16 protein-coding genes and 3 pseudogenes are annotated in these 20,796 nt (G+C 52.4%); 6 read left to right on the forward strand and 13 right to left on the reverse strand.

From position 1 onward, the window contains the following. Window positions 1-6 precede the first annotated feature (6 nt). Window positions 7-1,399 (forward strand): annotated as a pseudogene (gene hydA / locus JCM25143_RS15700) (dihydropyrimidinase). 152 nt (window positions 1,400-1,551) lie between these two features. Here hydA and JCM25143_RS21180 read toward each other — a convergent pair. Continuing rightward, window positions 1,552-2,039 (reverse strand): annotated as a pseudogene (locus JCM25143_RS21180) (IS5/IS1182 family transposase); the annotation flags it as partial. 256 nt (window positions 2,040-2,295) lie between these two features. On the opposite strand from JCM25143_RS21180, the gene JCM25143_RS21185 reads away from it, so the two are divergent. After that, window positions 2,296-3,510, forward strand: coding sequence for an NAD-binding protein (locus tag JCM25143_RS21185; protein WP_234394826.1), 1,215 nt, complete (start codon window positions 2,296-2,298; stop codon window positions 3,508-3,510). 638 nt (window positions 3,511-4,148) lie between these two features. Here the strand turns inward: JCM25143_RS21185 and JCM25143_RS21190 are convergent. The 7 genes from JCM25143_RS21190 to urtA form a co-directional block, all read right to left on the reverse strand. Continuing rightward, window positions 4,149-4,472, reverse strand: a complete 324-nt coding sequence (locus JCM25143_RS21190) for an FmdB family zinc ribbon protein (protein WP_035370283.1) — start codon at window positions 4,470-4,472, stop codon at window positions 4,149-4,151. 11 nt (window positions 4,473-4,483) lie between these two features. After that, on the reverse strand, window positions 4,484-5,713 hold the full coding sequence (fmdA, locus tag JCM25143_RS01120) for a formamidase (RefSeq protein ID WP_025859731.1): 1,230 nt from the start codon (window positions 5,711-5,713) through the stop codon (window positions 4,484-4,486). A 24-nt stretch (window positions 5,714-5,737) separates the two neighbouring features. Further along, on the reverse strand, window positions 5,738-6,427 hold the full coding sequence (gene urtE / locus JCM25143_RS01125; protein ID WP_025859732.1) for an urea ABC transporter ATP-binding subunit UrtE: 690 nt from the start codon (window positions 6,425-6,427) through the stop codon (window positions 5,738-5,740). A 13-nt stretch (window positions 6,428-6,440) separates the two neighbouring features. Continuing rightward, the gene (gene urtD / locus JCM25143_RS01130; protein ID WP_025859733.1) at window positions 6,441-7,187 is read right to left on the reverse strand and encodes an urea ABC transporter ATP-binding protein UrtD; all 747 of its coding nucleotides are present in this window, start codon (window positions 7,185-7,187) and stop codon (window positions 6,441-6,443) included. Beyond that, window positions 7,174-8,304 (reverse strand): urea ABC transporter permease subunit UrtC, encoded by a 1,131-nt coding sequence (gene urtC / locus JCM25143_RS01135; RefSeq protein WP_025859734.1) that lies wholly within the window; start codon window positions 8,302-8,304, stop codon window positions 7,174-7,176. The genes urtD and urtC overlap by 14 nt, the downstream gene beginning before the upstream one ends. A gap of 9 nt (window positions 8,305-8,313) precedes the next feature. Next, entirely contained in the window at window positions 8,314-9,240 is a 927-nt protein-coding gene (gene urtB / locus JCM25143_RS01140) for an urea ABC transporter permease subunit UrtB (RefSeq protein ID WP_025859735.1), read from the reverse strand. Between the two features lie 68 nt (window positions 9,241-9,308). Then, complete coding sequence (urtA, locus tag JCM25143_RS01145; RefSeq protein WP_234394827.1) at window positions 9,309-10,490, reverse strand: urea ABC transporter substrate-binding protein; 1,182 nt, start codon at window positions 10,488-10,490, stop codon at window positions 9,309-9,311. 276 nt (window positions 10,491-10,766) lie between these two features. On the opposite strand from urtA, the gene JCM25143_RS23030 reads away from it, so the two are divergent. The 4 genes from JCM25143_RS23030 to JCM25143_RS01155 are packed head-to-tail and all read left to right on the forward strand — an operon-like array spanning window position 10,767 to window position 15,104. Next, entirely contained in the window at window positions 10,767-11,618 is an 852-nt protein-coding gene (locus JCM25143_RS23030) for a purine-cytosine permease family protein (RefSeq protein ID WP_234394828.1), read from the forward strand. Continuing rightward, a complete protein-coding gene (locus JCM25143_RS23035; protein WP_234394829.1) occupies window positions 11,543-12,064 on the forward strand; it encodes a hypothetical protein in 522 nt (173 codons plus the stop codon). The genes JCM25143_RS23030 and JCM25143_RS23035 overlap by 76 nt, the downstream gene beginning before the upstream one ends. 5 nt (window positions 12,065-12,069) lie before the next feature. Further along, window positions 12,070-14,196 carry an ATP-binding response regulator gene (locus tag JCM25143_RS23040; protein WP_234394830.1) on the forward strand — a complete coding sequence of 709 codons (2,127 nt, stop codon included), beginning with the start codon at window positions 12,070-12,072 and terminating at the stop codon, window positions 14,194-14,196. Further along, the gene (locus JCM25143_RS01155) at window positions 14,193-15,104 is read left to right on the forward strand and encodes a response regulator transcription factor (protein ID WP_025859737.1); all 912 of its coding nucleotides are present in this window, start codon (window positions 14,193-14,195) and stop codon (window positions 15,102-15,104) included. The genes JCM25143_RS23040 and JCM25143_RS01155 overlap by 4 nt, the downstream gene beginning before the upstream one ends. Window positions 15,105-15,157: 53 nt before the next feature. On the opposite strand, the gene JCM25143_RS23045 is transcribed toward JCM25143_RS01155, so the two are convergent. The 5 genes and pseudogenes from JCM25143_RS23045 to JCM25143_RS01185 all read right to left on the reverse strand — a co-directional run bounded on the left by JCM25143_RS23045 (window position 15,158) and on the right by JCM25143_RS01185 (window position 20,605). Next, window positions 15,158-15,409 carry a hypothetical protein gene (locus tag JCM25143_RS23045; protein WP_234394831.1) on the reverse strand — a complete coding sequence of 84 codons (252 nt, stop codon included), beginning with the start codon at window positions 15,407-15,409 and terminating at the stop codon, window positions 15,158-15,160. A gap of 25 nt (window positions 15,410-15,434) precedes the next feature. Beyond that, window positions 15,435-16,352, reverse strand: a complete 918-nt coding sequence (locus JCM25143_RS23050; RefSeq protein WP_234394832.1) for a hypothetical protein — start codon at window positions 16,350-16,352, stop codon at window positions 15,435-15,437. Between the two features lie 375 nt (window positions 16,353-16,727). After that, complete coding sequence (locus tag JCM25143_RS01165; protein ID WP_025859738.1) at window positions 16,728-17,207, reverse strand: YaiI/YqxD family protein; 480 nt, start codon at window positions 17,205-17,207, stop codon at window positions 16,728-16,730. A gap of 137 nt (window positions 17,208-17,344) precedes the next feature. Continuing rightward, window positions 17,345-19,555 (reverse strand): annotated as a pseudogene (locus JCM25143_RS15725) (TonB-dependent siderophore receptor). A gap of 270 nt (window positions 19,556-19,825) precedes the next feature. Next, on the reverse strand, window positions 19,826-20,605 hold the full coding sequence (locus JCM25143_RS01185) for an AraC family transcriptional regulator (RefSeq protein WP_025859742.1): 780 nt from the start codon (window positions 20,603-20,605) through the stop codon (window positions 19,826-19,828). Between the last annotated feature and the right edge of the window lie 191 nt (window positions 20,606-20,796).

Consider the following 20,796-nt stretch of genomic DNA (forward strand, 5'->3'; position numbering starts at 1 on the left):
GCGCATATGTTGCATATTCGCGGTGGAACGGTTGTGACAGCGGAACGCAGCATGCGGGCTGATGTTCTGTGTGGAGCCGATGGCCGGATAGATTATGTGGGCGACCCGTTGGATACACCAGCAGGGTATGAGGTTCTTGATGCCGGAGGGCTGCTGGTCATGCCCGGAGGCATAGACCCGCATACCCATATGGAAATGCCTTTCATGGGAACCGTTGCCAGCGACGACTTTTTTACTGGCACGGCGGCAGGGCTTGCGGGCGGCACCACCAGTATTCTGGATTTTGTCATACCAGACAGAGGGGAATCGCTTCTGGCTGCCTGGCGGTCATGGCGGGAGAAAGCGGCCAAGGCCTGTGCGATTATGGGTTTCATGTTGCGATTACACACTGGAGCGAACAGGTTGGCGAGGAAATGCGCATTCTGGTCGAGGAGTGTGGTGTCAGTTCGTTCAAGCATTTCATGGCCTATAAAAATGCCTTGATGGTGGAGGACGAGGACTTTTTACGCTCACTTAAGCGTGCGGCCGAACTGGGGGCATTGTGCACCGTTCATGCTGAAAATGGCGATGCCGTTGCCTATATGCAGCAGCAGCTCCGGGCTCAGGGGCGTATGGGGCCAGATGCGCATCCCTTGTCGCGCCCTGCTGAGGTGGAGGGCGAGGCAACGGGCCGCGCCATCATGCTGGCGGAACTCGTTGGTGCGCCCATTTATGTCGTGCATGTTTCTACCCGGCAGGCAACCGAGGCTATCGCTCAGGCCCGCCTGCGGGGGCAGACAGTTTATGGTGAGGTTTTGCCCCAGCATCTTGTTTTTGATGACAGTGTCTATGACTGCAAAGACTGGCTGAAAGCCGCACAACATGTCATGAGCCTCCTTTTCGGCCGCGCGCGCATCAAGGGGCGTTGTGGGGCGGGTTGATGTCAGGGCAACTCCAGACAACAGCCACAGATCATTGCTGCTTCTGTGCCGGGCAGAAAGAGGCAGGACGTGACGACTTTACCCGTATCCCCAACGGAACACCGGGCGTGGAAGATCGCATGAGTGTGTTATGGCACTATGGTGTGGAAACAGGGCGGCTTAGTCCTGAACAGTTTGTAGCTCTGACCTCCACAAATGCTGCACGTATTTTCGGTCTGTATCCGCGTAAAGGAACTATCGTTCCCGGTGCGGACGCAGATCTGGTCTTGTGGGATCGTCATATGGAAAGAAAAATTTCCGCGAGAACCCACCATCAGAATGTGGATTATAATCTTTACGAAGGTATGAACCTGCGCGGGGCGGCCCGTACAACCATCGCCAATAGCCGTATTGTCTGGCACGAGGGTGATTTGAGAGCGGTAAAGGGGAAGGGGCGGTATCTCCCGCGTAAAATTTTTACGCGTTCAGCTCTTGGTTAGGGCCAGAGTCTATAACTTTGATGCTGAGTGGAGAGTGTGATTCAGAGGTTTGGCAAGACCGCGTGAAGCCTGTTTGCAATCTTCGCACTGGTGCGTTTGATAGCCGTTCTGCTGCTTTCCGTAACGATGTGCTTGGTCCGACAGTGGGCCAGTGTTTTATCCAGCAGGCCCTCGTGCAGTCTGGCGCTATCACTGGCAGCCGCCTCTGTCGTCTTCCATTTGCGGATCAACCTGAACTTCCGGTCGATGGAGATGTGCGACTTCTAGCCAAAGAACGGTATGGCGATATCCGTGGACGGGATCGTCCCGTCTACCTGGCACTTTGCTTTCGTGAACTTCAGCGTCCATCACTCATGCCTGTCCTTGTGGGACAGCTTTGTGGGCTTGTCGTCCAGTCCTGTGGGATTTGCCCGTCACGCAAATCCGTCTTCTCCGCGTTCGTGTTGCGCTGCTTTGGGGCCGCGACGAGGGTAGCACCCAGTTTCAGACCTGACATCGGTAGGTAACCCACGTTCCGCAGGGTTGCGCCTTAGCGATTGAACAGACCATCGATCGCACCCGTCTGTGTGAGACGCTCGGCGGAACAGCCAGTCCGTTTTGGCGCATCCGGCAAGTGATCTGAAAGCCTCAGACCAAAGAAGCCAGCCTGCCTCATCATCCATCGTCCTCAATCAATGAAGGAGAAATGCAATCACGGGAAAGCCTCAAAACAGAACCCTCTAGGTTCAACTGGTTTGTAAGATACTTGCCATCCTATCTACTATACCGCATAAAAACTGAGTGATTTTCTGTGGTGGGTGCAGAAAAATGACTACCTTCTATGTGAGTAGATTAAGGCGAGGTTAAAATGTCTTTCTTATTCAATCCCTCACATAGCGATGCGCATCAAGCGCAAGGTGAATGTCCTTAATATGCGAATTTTTAAAAATATAAAATTCTTTAATTACTTACCAATTAAAAGTCCCTTGCTAAGGGCTTTAATTGCATCTTTGCTATTATTTCATGATTCTTATTTAATGGTTAAGCCATTTTTATTAAAAAGTTTCAGGAATTTTATTTCTGAAGGAAACCAAAATTATTCATGGCATGATGCCATTATTTTTATGGGGTTGCTGGATATTCCGCGGTTTTTTATGGGAATAGTATTATTTTTAATATCATTTATAATATTGTTCAGAACAAGACTGGCGTGGTTTTCATCTGTTTCGATACTTTTTTGTGTATCTTTTATAGATTATTTTATAAGCAAAACACACTCAATGGATTTGCTTTATTTAATTGGCACAATAATATATTTATTATTTGTTTGGAGGGATTTTTATAAACACAACTTGGGGACAATTAGTTTATTTTCTTTATTAAGTATCGTGTCGCTATTAGTGTATGGTTCTCTAGGTGTTCTCTATCTAGGGGATCAATTCTCACCGCATATTCTAAACATATACGAAGCAGTGTATTTTGTTATTGTATGTATGTCGACTGTTGGTTTCGGGGATATTGTTCCAGTAAGTGACAATGCGAGAATTTTTACTGTAACTGTAATTATATTCGGGATTACAATTTTTGCAGCGTCGGTTGCATCCATTGCGGGCACTATGGTTAGGAATAATGTTAAAAAAATCCTTCAGGGAAAGATGGCAAAAGTGACAAGAAATAACCACTGCATAGTAATTGGTGCATCATATTTCGCGCAGGGTGTGTGTCGAAAATTTGTAGAATCCGGCATTGTTATAACGGCTGTTTGCAGAGCAGGAGAGAAAGGTTTTTTCACCGAAAAAATGGATGTTATTGAGGGTGATCCAAGTTCTATTGATACGTTGAGTGAGGCAGGAGCAAAGCAAGCAAAATATATTATATCACTAATGGAAAATGACTCTGATAATGCTTTTGTCCTGTTAGCTGCCAAAGAGGTTTGTGGAGAAAACACAAAAATCATATCTCTAGTGAATGATGATCATAATGTTAACAAAATAAAAATAATAAAACCAGATGGTATCCTGTCATTGCAGCAGTTGGGTAGTGAGATATTGATGCAGGCTATCAGTGGTGAAACTGACAATAATTCTATTGTGAATATATTCCTCAAAACGCAAAATGCAGAGGGTAATTGAGTGATACATCATAAATAATGATGAGTTAATCATGCTAATTTCATGATCAATAGTTGTGTTTCTGGTGAGGGCAAAAAGAGACTGTCCCACATTGATTGTGCCTGTTTGTAAGGCATCCATGAAGTTCCAAAAAAGGGGAGGAGGGTTCTTATACCCTCCAGATCTTACTGTCCTTGTACGCGGCAGCCTCGAGTGTGTTCGACTGCTTGAATGTGCCTTAGCTGTGCGTGCAGGTGGTCTCGTTGAGCACTACGCTGTGGGGCAGTATTGGGCGCACTTGTCTGTTCGGATGATCCAGCAATACCGAATGTTTTCACGGGAGAGAAGGTTACCTGCCCGAAGTTATTGCCGCCCTTTGTTGGCAGGGGTGCTTCATCGGCTAAACGGTCTTCTTCTCCCAGCGCTGCGATCTGGTCGGAGGTTTTTACGTCCTCTCCAAGTAGATGGCGGCAATCGAGAGTGTCATAATCCACTGAAACCTCGAGAACCTTGTTCTGTTCCGGGAGCGGATGACACCCCGCAACTAGCAGTGTCAGGCATAGGTATGGCCATAGTGTTCTTTTCCAGTTCAGGCGCGCGTACGGTTTCATTGCCTCGTTCCTTATGTGTGGCCGATACGGGCCTGAGCATGGGGCAGTTTAGTGGCTTATCATCCACGGTCGTTTAGAGGGAAACACCTTTGCCGCCGAAACGCTTTGTGCTGTCAGGGGTGTTTTTTGGCGACAGCACCCACAGTTTGGACCATGTCGCCCTGAGACCTTTCGAGGCTCATGGGATGCGCGTTCATTCGTAGCGAAAGCATTGCGCCGGGCCTGTGGCATCATGGCCAGCGCAGGTAGCGTTATCATCCGCTGTGACACCTTGCCGCAGGAGGGACACTCCTGCGGCGTGGCGAACTGCTCCATGCCCCGCATAAGCGAGAACGAACCGCAGTCCGGGCATTCGTAATCATACAGTGGCATGTGCAATCCTTTTACAGATCGGGTGACATGGGCACATCAGTGCCGGGTGCGATGCCGCCTTTGGGGCCATCCGCGCCGGGGTTGATGTCAAAGTCAAAGATTTCCGTCGGTATCCACAATGTGGCGCAGGAGTTGGGAATATCCACGACCCCGCTGACATGCCCCTGCACAGGTGCTGAGCCCAAAAGGCTGTAAACCTGAGCCCCCGTATAGCCGAATTTCTTGAGGTATTCGATCGCATTCAGGCAGGCCTGACGATAGGCTACGTTGAAGTCTAGGTAATGCTGCTGACCGGTTTCATCCACCGAAATACCTTCGAATATCAGATGGTCATTGTAGACAGGTCGGATCGGGCTAGGTTTGAAAATCGGATTTTTGATTCCGTATTTTGCCATACCACCCTTGATGAGATTGACACGAAGATGCGCCCAGCCGGGCATTTCAATCGCGCCACAGAAAGTAATTTCACCATCCCCCTGGCTAAAATGCAGGTCGCCCATGGAAAGACCTGCCCCGTTGACATAAACGGGAAAAAACACCCGTGCGCCGCGTGTCAGATCCTTGATATCGCAATTGCCACCATGCTCACGCGGAGGAACCGTGCGAGCACCCGTTGCTGCGGCATCAGCCCGGGCTTCACCTTTCAGGCGGCCCATATGGGCTGTGGGCACATGGGGCGGGTTGGCCAGAGGCGGCACGCGGGTCGGGTTGGTGGCAATCAGCCCGGTTTCACGCCGGTTCCATGTTTCCAGAAGATCTGGAGAGGGTAGGGTACCTATCAGGCCGGGATGAAGCTGCCCGGCAAAGCGCACCCCCGGTACATGCCGTGACTGAGTGAACAGGCCATCAAAATCCCAGATGGATTTACGGGCTTCAGGAAAATGGTCGGTCAGAAAGCCGCCACCATTTGTTTTTGAGAAAAATCCGTTAAAACCCCATGGGTTCTCTTTCAGTGTTCCAATATCCAGCAGGTCAACCACCAGCAGGTCGCCCGGTTCAGCCCCCTCCACACCAATAGGGCCGCTGAGGAAATGCACGATGCTCAGATCAACATCGCGCACATCATCTGCGCAGTCGTTATTTTTAATGAAACCGCCAGTCCAGTCATAACATTCAAGGATGAAGTCATCGCCCGGTTTGACCGTTGCAACCATGGGCAGATCAGGATGCCAGCGGTTATGAACATTTTCGTTCTCATAGGCGGATTGAGACAGGTCAACCTTTACGAGTGTTTCAGGCATTGTCATGTCCTTATGGTTTACGGTTTAAACAGAAAGGAAGCGAGCTATGCGGTCTTCATCCACATTGGCGCGGCTATCCTCATGGACAATCTGTCCATTTTCGATCACTAGAACTCTATCCGCGATATCCAGCGCGAAGCTGAGCACCTGCTCGGCCACAAGAATGGTCAGACCCATTTCATCGCGGATGCGCCGTAGCGTGCGGGCAAGTTCAAGAATGATCGATGGCTGGATGCCCTCAGTTGGTTCATCCAGCAAAAGCACTTTGGGGCGGGTTGCCAGAGCGCGGGCAATAGCAAGCTGCTGCTGCTGCCCGCCTGACAGGTTGCCTCCCCGGCGTGTACGCATTTCCTTCAGAACCGGGAAAAGTGTATACAGGTTCTCGGGAACAGTTTTCCCACCCCGCACAAACAGGCCGGTTTCAATATTCTCCTGCACGGTCATGGCTGAAAACACCATGCGACCCTGCGGCACAAAAGCCAGTCCGGCAGCTACGCGCTGGTAACTGGGCAGATTTGTGATTTCCTGCCCATCCAGCGCGATATGACCGGAACGCACCGGAACCATCCCGATGAGTGATTTCATGAGTGTGGTTTTGCCCATGCCGTTGCGCCCCATGATGGCGACAATCTCGCCCGGGCGCAGAGTCATATCCACCCCGTGCAACACCTCGCTCTCGCCGTAGCAGACCCGGAGCTGAGAGATTTCAAGCATTGCGTTGTCTTTTTCAGTGGCCAAGGTACACCTCGATAACGCGCGGATCGTTCTTGACATGCTCCATGGAACCTTCGGACAGGATACGGCCCTGATGCAAAACCGTGACTTGATGGGCAATTTCCTCAACAAACCCCATGTCGTGTTCAATCACGATAACCGATCGTGTTCGGATAATGTCTTTCAGCAATGCTGCTGTTTTGACACGTTCGCTTACGGTCATGCCGGCCACAGGTTCATCAAGCATCAGCAGGGCAGGATCCTGAATGAGCAGCATGCCCAGTTCCAGCCACTGCTTCTGCCCATGGCTGAGGTCTTCAGCACGGCGGTCAAGTTGGTCGTCCAGAAAAATGGTGCGGGCGACTTCATTGACCCGCTCCACCACTGCCGTATCCCGGCGGAAGATCAGAGACCCCATAATACCCCGCCCTTTGGGGTAGGAAATTTCCAGATTTTCGAACACCGTCAGGTCTTCGTAAATCGAGGGGTTCTGAAACTTGCGGCCGACACCTGCTCGCACAATCTCATGTTCTTTCAGGCGTGTCAGTTCCGTGCCCTTGAAACGGATGGAGCCTGAAGTGGCACGAGTACGCCCACAGATTAGATCCAGAACGGTAGTTTTGCCTGCTCCGTTCGGTCCGATTATGACCCGCAGCTCGCCCTCACGAACGGAGAAGGATAGGTCGTTGACTGCCCTGAACCCATCGAAGGAAACCGTGAGGTCTGTGACGGACAGAAGAGGTTCATTACCCGTTTGCATGATCGGCCTCCCTGCCAGCGTGAACCGGTGCTTTGGATGACGAACCAAGCAGGCGGCTGATATAAGGGTCGAGATAGGTGCGGTAGAGGCTGGCAAGCCCGCCAGGCAGCACCACAACAATGAAGACAAACAATGCCCCCATGGCGAACATCCAGACCTGCGGCATGGTTTCTGAAAAGCTCGTGCGCGCCCAGTTTACCAACAGGGTGCCGTATATGACGCCCAGAAGGGATGTGCGGCCGCCTACCGCGCAGTAAATAACCATTTCGATAGATGGCACGATCCCGACAAAGCTGGGGGACATAAACCCCACCTGAAGGGTAAACATGGCACCGCCAATCCCCGCCATGGCCGCGGCAAAGCAGAAAACGAAGGTTTTGAAACTGGCGACATCATAGCCTGAAAACCGCACCCGATCTTCGCGTTCACGCATCGCCACCAGAATACGCCCTAGCTTGCTGCACCGGATGAAATGCGCGCCACCCAGACAAACCAGCAGCAGGGCAATGGTGACAAAATACAGGATAAGCTTGGCGTGATCGGTGCGAATATCCCAGCCGTTAAGTGTGCGCAGGTCGGTAATACCGTTGACACCCCCCGTATACCCCTGTTGCCCGATGATGAGGATCGTCAGGATTGAGGCAATGGCCTGTGTGATGATGGCGAAATACGTTCCCCCAACCCGGCGCTTGAACATGGACAGGCCGATGATGAGTGCGAGCAGCATAGGCACGGCTGCGACCGCCACAATCGAAAATGCAAGGCTGTGGAACGGTTGCCAGAACCACGGCAACGTTGTGATCTGGTTCCAGTCCATGAAGTCGGGAATACCCGGTGTGGACTGGATCTTGGTTGCTTCAGGTGTGGAGGCCTGCAGTTTGAGGAACATGGCCATGCAGTAACCGCCAAGGCCGAAGAAAATACCCTGTCCCAAGCTGAGAATACCCGCATCGCCCCAGCACAAGACCAGCCCGAGTGCCACGAAAGCATAGGTCAGGTATTTCCCAACAAGGTTGAGCCTGAACGGTTCAAGTACCAAAGGTAGGATAACGGCCAGAATGGCTACGAGAACCAGAACAAAGAGCGCGGTTTTCCTGTCACGTAATAACGATTTCATGATCTTTCCTCACCGCCGCACTTTGAGAACGAACAGACCCTGCGGGCGGAGCATCAGAATGATGACAACGCTCAGCAGCACGATGACCTGCGCCATGGAACCGCTCAGGAAAAACTCCAGAATTGAACGGGTCTGTGAAATACTGAAGGCCGAAGCAATGGTGCCTGTGAGGCTTTGTGCTCCGCCAAATGCCACGACCAGAAACGTATCTACAATATAGAGCTGACCGGCCGTGGGGCTGGTGGAGCCAATCATGGTAAAGGCGGCCCCGGCTACCCCTGCAATGCCGCAACCCAGACCAAAGGTCATGCGGTCAACCCGCTCGGTATTGATACCCACCGCACCAGCCATGGCACGGTTTTGCATGACCGCACGCACCTGCTTGCCCCAGCCTGAACGGAACAGGAGAAGATACACCCCGGCCGTAATAACCAGCGTCATGCCCATGACAATTATGCCGTTGATGGGAATTTCGATGCTGTCAGACAGGTGGGTAGACCCCATCATCCATTCCGGCAGGTTCACACCCACTTCACGCGCACCGAAAATGGAGCGGTACGCTTGCTGGAGCATGAGGCTGATGCCCCATGTAGCCAGCAATGTGTCCAGTGGACGCTTGTAAAGAAACCGGATCAGCGACCACTCCAGCGCCATGCCCAGCAGGCCCGGCACAATGAATGAAACAATGATTGCGACAAAGAAATACAGGCTGAACAATCCCGGCATATATGCACTGAACAGCCGGGAGCATTCATAGGTCATGTAGGCCCCGAGGATCATGAACTCCCCATGGGCCATGTTGATGACACCCATCTGCCCGAAAATGATCGCCAGCCCCAGCGCCATCAGCAGATAGACGGAAAACATGATCAATCCGGCAAAACCCTGCATGACCAGGATGGAGCCAAGATCGCTGAATGAATAGCCCATCAGCATGGAACGCGATCTCCCGATGGCGAAAGAACAGGAATTTTTCTCATGATGTCAGATCAGTCGCGCCAGTCTTACTGGTAGCCAACGGGGAAGGGGTTGGGCTCCATCAGATCCGGTGTCTGGTAAATCACGTTGAACTGACCATCGGTGCGGGCTTGACCCACAAGAGTGCGGCTCCACAGATGGTGGTTGGGGTGAATACGCACATACCCTTCGGGGGCGTTTTTGAATTCCACGCCGGGTGAGGCGTCTATCACCTTATTGATGTCGAAACTGCCTGCTTTTTCCACGGTCAGTTTCCATAGCCACGGACCCAGATAGGCGGCCTGTGTAACATCGCCGATCACGCTGTTTTCGCCCCACATTTTCTTGAATGCGGCAACGAATTCCTTGTTGGCGGGGTTATCAAGGCTCTGGAAATATTTCATGCAGGCATAGGCCCCGGCGATGTTTTCGCCCCCGATCCCGAGAATTTCATCTTCGGTCACGGAAATGGTCATCAGGGTCTGCTTGCTCAGGTCGATACCGGCCGCCTTGAGCTGTTTGTAAAAGGCGACATTAGAGCCACCGACAATGATGGCGTAAATCACATCGGGCTTGTGCAGTTTGATCTTGTTGATGACGGAATTGAACTGGGTATGACCAAGGGGGAAGTATTCCTCACCAATAACCTTGGAATCCTTCAGGTGGCCTTCGATATGTTTGCGCGCAATCTTGTTAGCTGTGCGCGGCCAGATATAGTCCGAACCCAGAAGGTAATAGGTTTTGGCTTTCTTTTCGCGGCTGACCCAGTCCAGACCGGCTAGAATCTGCTGCGTTGCTTCCTGCCCGGTGTAAATGACGTTGCGTGACTGCTCCAGCCCTTCGTAAAAAGTGGGGTAATACAGCATGCCATTATACTGCTCGAATACGGGTAGAACGGCCTTGCGCGAGGCAGATGTCCAGCAACCGAAAACGGCAGCACATTTGTCGTTTTCAAGCAGTTTCCGGGCTTTTTCCGCAAAGGTAGGCCAGTCGGATGCACCATCTTCCTGCACAACCTTGATCTGGCGACCCAGCACCCCACCCGATGCGTTGATCTGGGCAATGGCAAGTTTTTCGGCTTCGACCGAACCCGTTTCGCTGATAGCCATGGTGCCGGTAATGGAATGCAGGATACCAACTGTTACCGTATCATCGGTAACGGCAAGGCCTGTGGTGTTGACCGCGGATGTGGCTGACGCGGCCTGCGCAAGCCGTGGCAGGCCAGCCATGACCGGAAGTGCCGCGAGGCCTTTGAGAATCTGTCGGCGATTTGATTGTATACCGAAAATACCTGTCTTTTTCTCTACCATGTCGCACCTGTCTTTCCTGTGGCGGCAGAGTATGTCCGCTACCTGATGCGCACAGAATTCCAGTTACGAGGTCGAAACTGTTATACGTCGAACGACGTACCCGCCTGCATAGCCCTGCCCATTCGATGTATGCTATTGCGTAAACGAAACAAAAATGACACACTTCCATTCCACCACGAAAGCGGCATATAGAGCATGCGCCAACGTATCCTTCCGATCCGCCGGGATTATAACCGCTGGGTCGGCAACGAGATGCTGGAAGACTATGCCCTGCGCTTTACCGCGCGCAAGGCTAGGCGCTGGTCCTCCCTTACGGTTGCAAACACGGCCTTTGGCGGTGTTTCCTTCCTTGCACTCGAGCTGATCGGCGGCGTCACAACGGTCCATTACGGCTTTGCAAATGCCGCAGTGGCGCTGGGGCTGACCTGTGTGCTGATTTTTCTGACTGCCCTGCCCATATCGTTTTACGCGACACAGGGGGGAGTGGATATTGACCTGCTGACACGAGGGTCCGGGTTTGGCTATGTCGGCTCCACCATTACATCGCTGGTCTATGCCTCGTTTACATTCATCTTTTTTGCCATTGAAGGTGCCATTCTAGCCAAAATTTTGCTGGCGTGCTTCGGCATCCCGCTCTGGTTTGGCTATATCATCGCCACCGTGCTGGTGGTGCCGATCGTGGCTAATGGCATACGCTTTATCAGCCAGTTTCACCTCTGGACTCTCCCTCTCTGGCTGGGTCTGCAGCTTCTACCTTTTGTTTTTCTGGCGCGTTCAGGCAATGGCCACGCATTGGTAATGGAATGGACCCGCTTTGGGGGGCTTGATGGCACCCCGGGGCTTAGTCTCATGGCCGTTGGAGCAGCGGCTTCCGTTATGTTTTCTGTCGTGGCTCAGATTGGCGAGCAGGTAGATTATCTGCGCTTTCTGCCGCCGCCCACTACATCGGGCATGACCAGTCGGGCGCGCTGGTGCTGGCGCTCTTGTTTGGCGGAGCGGGATGGATTGTATTTGGCGGAGGTAAAATTCTGGCGGGTTCGTTTCTAGCATGGCTGGTGCTGCATGTGGGCGGCACACCGGCAGATGCAGTGCAGCCCACCGTCATGTATCTGCTGGCTTTTTCCAATGTGACCACATACCCGATGCTGGCTCTGGTACTATCTGCGTGCTTTGTCATGGTCTCGCAGATCAAGATCAACATCACCAACGCCTATGCGGGGTCGATCGCATGGTCGAATTTTTTCTCGCGCCTTACGCATAGCCATCCGGGACGGGTTGTATGGGTGCTGTTCAATGTCACTATCGCTCTGGTGTTGATGGAAGAGGGTATTCACCAGACCATCACCTTTACGCTTATTGCCTATTCCTGCATTGCCGCCTCATGGATTGGCGCTCTGGTAGCGGATCTGACCGTTAACAAGCCTTTGGGTTTCAGCCCGGCGCATACCGAATTCCGTCGTGCCTATCTGTATGACATCAACCCGTTGGTGTAGGCAGCATGACACTGGGGCTCATCACATCAGCCTTGGCCTATGGGGGCATTCTGGGTCCACTGGCGCAGGCATTTGCGCCGTTTCTCGCGCTACTGGTGGCTTATGTCAGCGCGCCACTGATCGCCTGGACCACAGGGGGGCGATATTATCTGGCGCGCAGGCCCATCAGCCTAAAGACCAATAATACCTACAGCCTTAAATGCGTGATTTGCGAACATAAATTCGAGCGTGAAGACATGGCGCTGTGCCCTGCCTACGCAGGCCCGATCTGTTCATTATGCTGCACGCTTGATGCCCGGTGTCATGATAGCTGCAAACCACAGGAAGCCCGTGCGGGCTACCAGCTTTCGTTTATCAGCCGCCGGATTTTGAGCTGGCTCGTGCCCGCGGGAGTGGATGAAGGACCATACCGCTCTGTACTGCGCTATTTCAGCCTGTTTACACTCATGGGGGGGGGCATAGGGCTGGTTCTGCTGATCATTTATGATGAGGTCGTTCGTGTTGCTGAAGAACGTGCGCAGGATGTAGCCAATGTATTCTGGCTGGCTTTCCTGCTGCTGCTATGTGCGGCCGGAATCATGACATGGTTTGTGGTGCTGGCCCTGCAAAGTCGGCGCGTTTCCGAGGATGAAAGCCGCCGACAGACCCGATTGCTGATGAATGAAATCCGAGCGCATCGCCGCACTGACATTCAACTCCAGCGTGCAAAGGAGCGGGCTGAAGCGGCAAATCTGGCCAAAAGCCGGTTTATTGTCGGTGTCAGCCACGAGGTGCGCACGCCGCTCAACGCGATCATGGGGTATGCCCATCTGCTGGAGCATAATCTGATTTCTCCCGCACGCAGGCTGGATGGCCTGCGCGCCATTCAGCGTGGTGCCGAACATCTGACTGGCCTGATAGAAGGTCTGCTGGATATTTCCAAAATCGAAGCCGGGCGGATCGAGCTGTACCGAGAGGAATTGCAACTTCCCGACTTTCTGGATCAGCTTGTTAGCATGTTCCGCCTCCAGACCGAGGCCAAAGGGATTGGTTTTGAATGCACTATTCCGTCTGATCTGCCGCATCTGGTCTACACGGATGCGCGCCGCCTGCGACAGATTCTGATCAATCTCCTGTCCAATGCGGTCAAGTTTACCCAGCATGGCTCTGTTAGGCTGACAGTGCTCTGGCAGGCCGAAATTGCTGAATTCATGATAGAGGATACAGGCATAGGTATTCCACCTGATGACCTCTCGCGTATTTTCGAGCCGTTTCAGCGAGGGCAGGGGGCTGCTGCCGCCATACCGGGAATAGGTCTGGGTCTGACTATAACCCAGCTTCTGGTTCAGATTATGGGGGGGGAACTTTCAGTTTTCAGCACGTCGGGGCTGGGGAGCTGCTTCAAGGTTCGGTTGATGCTTTCACAAGCGCCACAGACCTGCCAGCCTGCTCCGGTCGTTGAGCATATCAGCGGTTATCGTGGTGGTCGTCTGACCGCTATGGTGGTGGATGATGACCCAGTACATCGCGACATGCTTCGTGACATGCTCGAGCCGCTGGGTTTTCTGATTTACACAGCGACAGACGCACAGGATTGCCTGAATTTTTCCAACCTGCTTACGGTAAATCTGTTTTTGCTCGATGTCTCCATGCCCGGTATGGACGGGTTTACACTGGCCAGACAGTTACGTGCAGGTGGAGCTGACAAAGCCACTATTCTGATCGTGTCTGCCAGTACACACGACCTGATCAGTCGTCCCGCGACAGATGACAGCTATAACGCCCTGCTCAGCAAACCGGTTCATGTGCCCACATTGCTGGAACTGATTGGCCGGACAATGACCATAGAATGGACCATGCACGATCTGCCGGTTGCGGAGCGGACCATGCCTGAGCTTTCTTCTTCGCAGGGCGGCCTAGAGCAAACACCATCAGGGTTCAGCACTCATGCCGTAATTCCTCTGACTGCGAAACAGATTTCCGAGCTCCAGCGCCTTGGTGAGTTGGGTTATATCGAAGGTATCCGCCAGACACTTGCACGGATAGAGGCTGAACAGCCTGATACGCGAGACAGTATTGAACCCCTTCGAGCCATGATTGCGGCTTCACGGATCGACACTTTTCTGCACAGCTTGCGGAACATAGCGCAATGAATACGAACCAGATCATTCTTGTTATTGATGATTCTCCTGACTCGCTAGGAATGATAAACGAGGCGCTGAGCGCGAGCGGCTATTCGGTACTGGTGGCCCTATCGGCTGAAACCGCCTTTACTATCATGAACACAATCCGGCCGGATCTGATTTTGCTTGATGCCATTATGCCAGGCATGGATGGGTTTGAAACCTGTACTATTCTCAAGCGTACGCCGGGCCTGAGTGATATTCCGATCATTTTCATGACCGGGCTTAGCCAGCCAGAATATATTGTCAAAGCACTGACAACCGGCGGCGTTGATTATGTGCAAAAACCCGTTATTCCATCAGAGGTTTTAGCTCGTATTCGTGTCCATATTGGAAACGCGCATAAAACACAAAGTGCGCGTGAGGCGCTCGATCATGCCGGAAGGCACCTGTTGGCGCTGGATATACGCGGGCGCCTGCTTTGGGCAACGCCCAAGGCTGCAAGCCTGCTTAATCACGATATGAAAGAGGGAGAAAGCATTCTTCCCCCTGAGGCAGAAAGCTGGGTGTTAACCTGTGCCCGGCGCAATACCCCAGCGGGGGCGCGCCGCAGCTTTGATTTTCCTCATGCGGAAACCACAAGTCTAGAGCTTACCTATATGGGACAGACCCGACCCGGGGAATATCTGCTAAGGCTGACGGCAATCCAGCATAAACGCGAAGAGTTCATTCTGCGTGAACGCCTGAGCCTGACCATGCGTGAAGCCGAGGTGTTGCTCTGGCTGGGAAGAGGCAAGACAAACCGTGATATAGCGGAGATTCTTTCCATAAGCCCACGTACTATCAACAAACATCTTGAGCAGGTTTATACTAAAATAGGGGTTGAAAATCGTGCCTCTGCTACGGCTGTCGTCATGAATGCTTTGCAGGATTCCTAATATTATACCGTTTTTATGGAGCAGGCATGCAAGCCTGCTCCATACCATGTGGTTTAGTACTGGAACTGAACCCCTGCCAGAAAGCCGTCTGAGGCTTTGGTGGATGGTGAATTGTAATGAACATAATCAAGGGTAATTACGGAGTTATGGCCATCTATCACATAGTTTGAACCGGCTTCAAACTGTGTGGTTTTACCATTATTGGTGGCAGCATAGTGATATGGCTTGAACTGCTGGTAGCGTATGACCGGCTGAAACCGTCCCCACCCCAACGTGTAGGGGATCAGATACGCAGTATCCAGCATGAAGCAGTGCCCGCCTGAATACCCCCTACATTGGCATCATTGGCAGCCCCGTGCCAGCCTGATGCAACGTCTTGCACGCCGTCGGTATGATACTGATAATATGCGCCTTCAAGCTATAGGTGCCGGATTTTCCATCTTTTCCAATGCGTTTTTCAAAAAGTCCATCAACGTTCCACGCTTTGTAGTCACCACGGTTCTGCGCTGTGCCGACACCATCCACCTGATACTGCCCAACCAGAGCAATGGCCAGAATATCATGTTGGCCGTAATAGGTGCTGGCGGTGTAGTACGCGGGTGAATCCTCAGGATCGAGAAAGTTATACTCGGCTCTGGCGGCAAAAAGCGGGTGATTCCCGCCATTCGATGCGTTATCGTAACGATTGTGGCCGCGGAAAATGCCGGCAACATACCGGAAATGATTATGTGCAAGACGGCCCCAGATATTGATCCCGTCATCACGGCCTGACCATACCCCCGGGTATTGCGCCACTACGCCGGGATAAAGGTAGCTGTTCAGGTAATACGGCCCGTCAAGATTGGAACGATCGCTCGGTGTCAGCATCCGGCCGACCCAGATATTGATTGCGGAGCTGGGTTCAAATTGAAAAATGCCGTCGAGAAGGTTCCAGTTATTTCCAGCAAGCCGTTCAACATTGACCGTTGCCTTGATATGTTTGTTCAGCTGCGCGCCCATATACAGACGGAAGTTATCGAGTGATACCGAGTTTGAATCCCGAGCATTGCTGATATTATGGCTTTGATAGCTCGCACGTGCACCAAAGCCGATACTGAATGAGCGGTCATTACCAAGAGAAATAACTGCATTGGCGTGTGCCTTGGGTGCCGCGGCAATGGTTACACCGCAGACTACGGCGCCTGTAACCATACAGGCCATTGCCTGATCCAGACAGGAATAGATCCTGCGTTTTTTCTTTTCGTACACACTCATGTCCGACTCCTTTCCCATACGGCAACCGGCAGGAACACCCGGACAGATTGCCGTCCCGTTGGTTTCGAAGTCGGATCGTTATGAATTTTTCATTAATCTGGTATGGGGTAAATGGCGTACATGCCGCTTTCTACTTCCAATCTAGGAGTAGTCTGATTATTTTGCAAAAACATTTGGAACCGGAATTTATGTTTTTATTTCTACTATTTTTTGTTTTATGAATAGAAAAAGGTTAGCGATACATGTCTTCTGAACCAGCATCATACGTATCAGAAGACATGCAAGCATTCAGGCCTGACAGTCAATCAGGTGTCGCGCTGGAGCATATGTTTATCGGCCGGATGGTGATATGCCTTCTTTCTGAAGGTATCACCGGATAATCTGTGTAGGTTTATGCGGCGGCAGCTTGCGGGTCTTTACCACAAGCGTGTCGAGTTCCGACAGAAAGCGGGAACGGTCGGCTTTTCCAAAGGCGGAACTGCCCGAGGTTATGACGCCTGCAGCACGCAGGTCTGTCATAAGATTACGAGTGGCCAATGCCATGCCGATTGCATCGGAATCCAGCCTTCGCCCTTTGGGTTCTAGCACTAAAGCGCCTTTTTCGATGCAGCGTGCTGCTAGAGGGATGTCAGAGGTAATGACAATATCCCGATCCTGAACGCGTTCGGCTATCCAGTCATCGGCTACATCAGCCCCGGCTTCGACGACCACACGTTCAATCAGCGGGGAGGGGGGCACGGCAATCATGCGGTTGGAGACAACATAAACATGCAGGCTATACCGGCCGGCAACCCGGTAGACTTCGTCTTTTACAGGGCAGGCATCTGAGTCAATAAATATCCGTATCATGCGACAAGAGTGGCGTAATTCTTGTTCTGGTGCAATCAGCGGCGAGGGTATTTTCTGGAAAGAGAGGGCACTCCATCGTTTTATAGCCGAAAAATAAATGTCTGCATGATGGAGCGCGCAGGAATGAAGAGAAAAATTTACCAGCTATAACCTATGCTGGCCTGAGCATTACGGCGTTCGCCATAGTAGCAGTATTCTCCATCCGAGCCATAAGCAAAGCAGTTGGCAATGTAATTTTTGTCAAAGAGGTTACGAACACTGGCCGATGCTTTCCAGCCACGGAGAGACGGCGAGAGGTTGGTCATGTCGTAACTGATCGATCCATCGAACAGGGCATATTGCGGAAGCCACACGCTGCCATATGTTGCCTCGCCACCATAAGCCTTGGCCGAGTAGCGCATGCCTCCGCCAAAACCGAGGCCCTTCAGTTTCCCTGAAGGCATTGTGTAAAAAGCGAACACAGAGGCATTACCTTTGCCCGACTGAATAAGGGGCATGCCGGTTGAGTCATCCTTGATATTCTGGACGCTTACGGCGGCTGTCAGCATAAGATTACGAAACGGCTCAGCATGGGCTTCAAACTCGAAGCCATCCGAATGAACCAGTCCGCTTTGAACATTGTAGCCAGTATTGGCAACAGAAACGAGAACATTGCTCTGTTCGATATGAAAAGCAGCGGCTGTAAGAAGAACGGATGTGCCTGGGATCTGATATTTAACACCTCCTTCGAGCTGTTTGCCGATAGAGGGATGAGCCTGCTGCAAGGTTATGCCGCCATCATTTGAAACACTACCAGACTGAGGCTGAAAAGACGTTGAGTAGCTGATATAGGGAGCCAGGCCAAAATCGAAATGATATAGCCTGATGCGCGCCATGTTATCTGGCTTGCGCTCTGCCGTGTATCGGATTGCTCAATGGATTCAATCTGATGCGACCGGTACCAGTCGTTACGAATACTGCCGTTGAGGATAAAACGCTTCCAGCGAATTTCATCCTGACCATACACGCCAATCTGGTGAGAACGGGTGACATAGCTCAGAGCTGGTGTCAGGGCAGGAATGTCCATGTAATAGTCTGGGTGTAGCACATCCAGATCCGGTGCATCTCCATAGGCTTCGTCATCGTTCGCTCTTTGCTGCATGTAGTCAAAGCCGAACATCAGTGTATGGCGTACAGGGCCGGTGCGAACCTGACCTTTGATCTGGCTGTCGAAGGCCAGATTATAGGTATGTTCACGCGTGCCATAGGCGGAGCGGGAGAGCATTGTGCCGCTGCTGCCGTCATCACTGTCGTAGTAACCGTTATTATACACGCTACGATAGACGGTCTTAATATCGTCATACCGTCCGCGAGAGCTGAAGCTCCAGTCTTTGTTGAAGCGATGGTTGAAAATATAGGTGATTGCACCCTGTCTACGATTGAACTTTTCGAAAGAGACATCGCCGTCATAAAAATTACGCGGCAGGTAGCCATATGAGGCGGGCTTGAGAGAACCGACCAGCGGAACACCCCCGTAGGAACCATTTTCCGGGTCATACTGGTAGTTGCCAAGCAATGTTAGAGTAGTTGGCCCATCGCCACCGAATGTAAAAGAAGCTGATACTGAAACGGCGGCTACCAGTTTGGCTGAGTTGGGTGTGCTGGCCATTCACCGTGCCGTAAATCCGATAGCGAACAAGCCCGTCATCAGTTGCAAACCCACCTACATCGGCATCGACACGGTAGAGATCGAACATGCCACCGGTTGTATTCACGCTGCCATATGAGCGCTGGTCAGTTGGCAGTTTGCTGGACAGAGCCGTTAAACCGCCCGGGCTGGACTGACCGTAAAGGGCAGAGGCGGGGCCTTTAAGCAGTTCTACACGAGCAAGACGTGAGGTATCGGTCTGGGCAACAGCAAAGCCGGTTGGACTATCCTGAAGCTTTAGCCCATCAAGGAAAGTCGGCACGGTAAAGCCACGCAGGTCAAACAGGTCATAGCGGGTGCCTTCTCCACCGCGTGTATCTGCGGTAATGCCCGCAGCGTAACGCACCGCCTGATTGAGTGTGAGCACACCACGCACATCCATTTCGTTGCGGGTAATGACCGTGACTGACTGCGCCGTTTCAACGAGAGGGGTGTTGGTCTTGGTGGCGGAAGAGGCAATGGTCGAGGTGTTATGCCCCCGTACCTCTATCTGTTCCGCCTGAACAACTGATGCCTTGGAAGGGGCGGAGGTGGCATGACTGGATGCAGCTGCCGCAGCCTCCTGTGGCTTGTCAGCCTTTTTTGTCTGATCGGCTGCGAAAGCTACATCATTCAAAGCGAGGGTGACAAGGGCCGTATAAACAATCCTGCTGCGCTGCATACCTAACTCATTTCGCGACCAGTCTCTCCTGTTTTGCAGGAGAAAGTGATCGGCATTGATATTGCGAATAAGACTTAATTGCGCAGTTAGCCGCGTTTGGAACGCTTATCAAGCGACGAAACTCTCTCTGGCCCGAACGCCAGTATATTCTGCCTGATCGCCAACATTTGTGGCGGATGCATAGGCCAAAACGAGCTGAATCGTCGCGGTCAGTTAATTTTTCAGGAGAAAGGCAGAGGGCGCACGTCTTATTAATGCGTGACGTAAGTCTTACACGCGGGGGAGAGACAGCGTGCCTGAGCGCAGCGCGCTGGGAGCAACGCCAAAGGTTTTGTGGAACATGGTGCTGAAGCTGCCAGCATTCTCATAGCCGAGGTCAAACGCCACCTGTGCAACGGACTGGCCCGCCGTGATACGGGACGCGGCTTCAATTACCCGCACCCTGCGGCGCCATGTGGCAAATCCCATTCCCATTTCCAGTTGAAACAGGCGGGTAAAAGTGCGCCGGGCCATGCCGGCCTCGCGGGCCCAGTAGTCGATATCGTGGCTGTTACCTGGGGTGTCGGTAATAGCCTCGCACACCCGCCGCAACCGGTGGTCTTTTGGCAGCAACACGCGCTCGGCAATGCGTGGTGCCCGCCTGATTTCATCAATGAGAAGCTGAGCGATCGCTGACATCCGCTCGTCCATGATGAAATCGTATTTCATGGTAACGATCTCATCCACCAACCCCCGAAGGAGCGAAGAGGCATCAAACATTTTTGGGGGAAGATCGGTCTTGGTCAGGTCTGGTTCGACATACACCACCTGAAACATCAGGTCGGTGCGGCAGCTTGCCTGATGGAGCGTGTTGGCCGGAAGCCACAGACATTGCCCCGGAGAGAGTACAAAGCTGCTGTCACGCGTGCTGACCGTCACGGTTCCGGCCAAAAATAGAGAGAGCTGGCCCCGGTCGTGTGTGTGAAAGCCATCTACGAAGCCACCGACATAGCAATCCGCAAAGCCTACGACAGGCGGCGAATGGCCCGGAAGATCGGCACTACGCTTCATGATGGGGTCATCCACTCCGTTTTCTTTTCGTAAAAATTATCTGAAAAGATAGAAAACGGCGATATCTTTTCAGGCATCAGTCAGCCTCATCATGTCCCTTCCTCTGTCATGTAGAGTATGATGGACATGGCTGGCTATCAAAATGGCTACTGGCCGCCTGATTTTGCCATAAGGAGGGCGGGCACCCTGTG

Origin of the sequence: Acetobacter papayae JCM 25143, from assembly GCF_000613285.1 — a bacterium.
Classification (GTDB): Bacteria; Pseudomonadota; Alphaproteobacteria; order Acetobacterales; family Acetobacteraceae; genus Acetobacter; species Acetobacter papayae.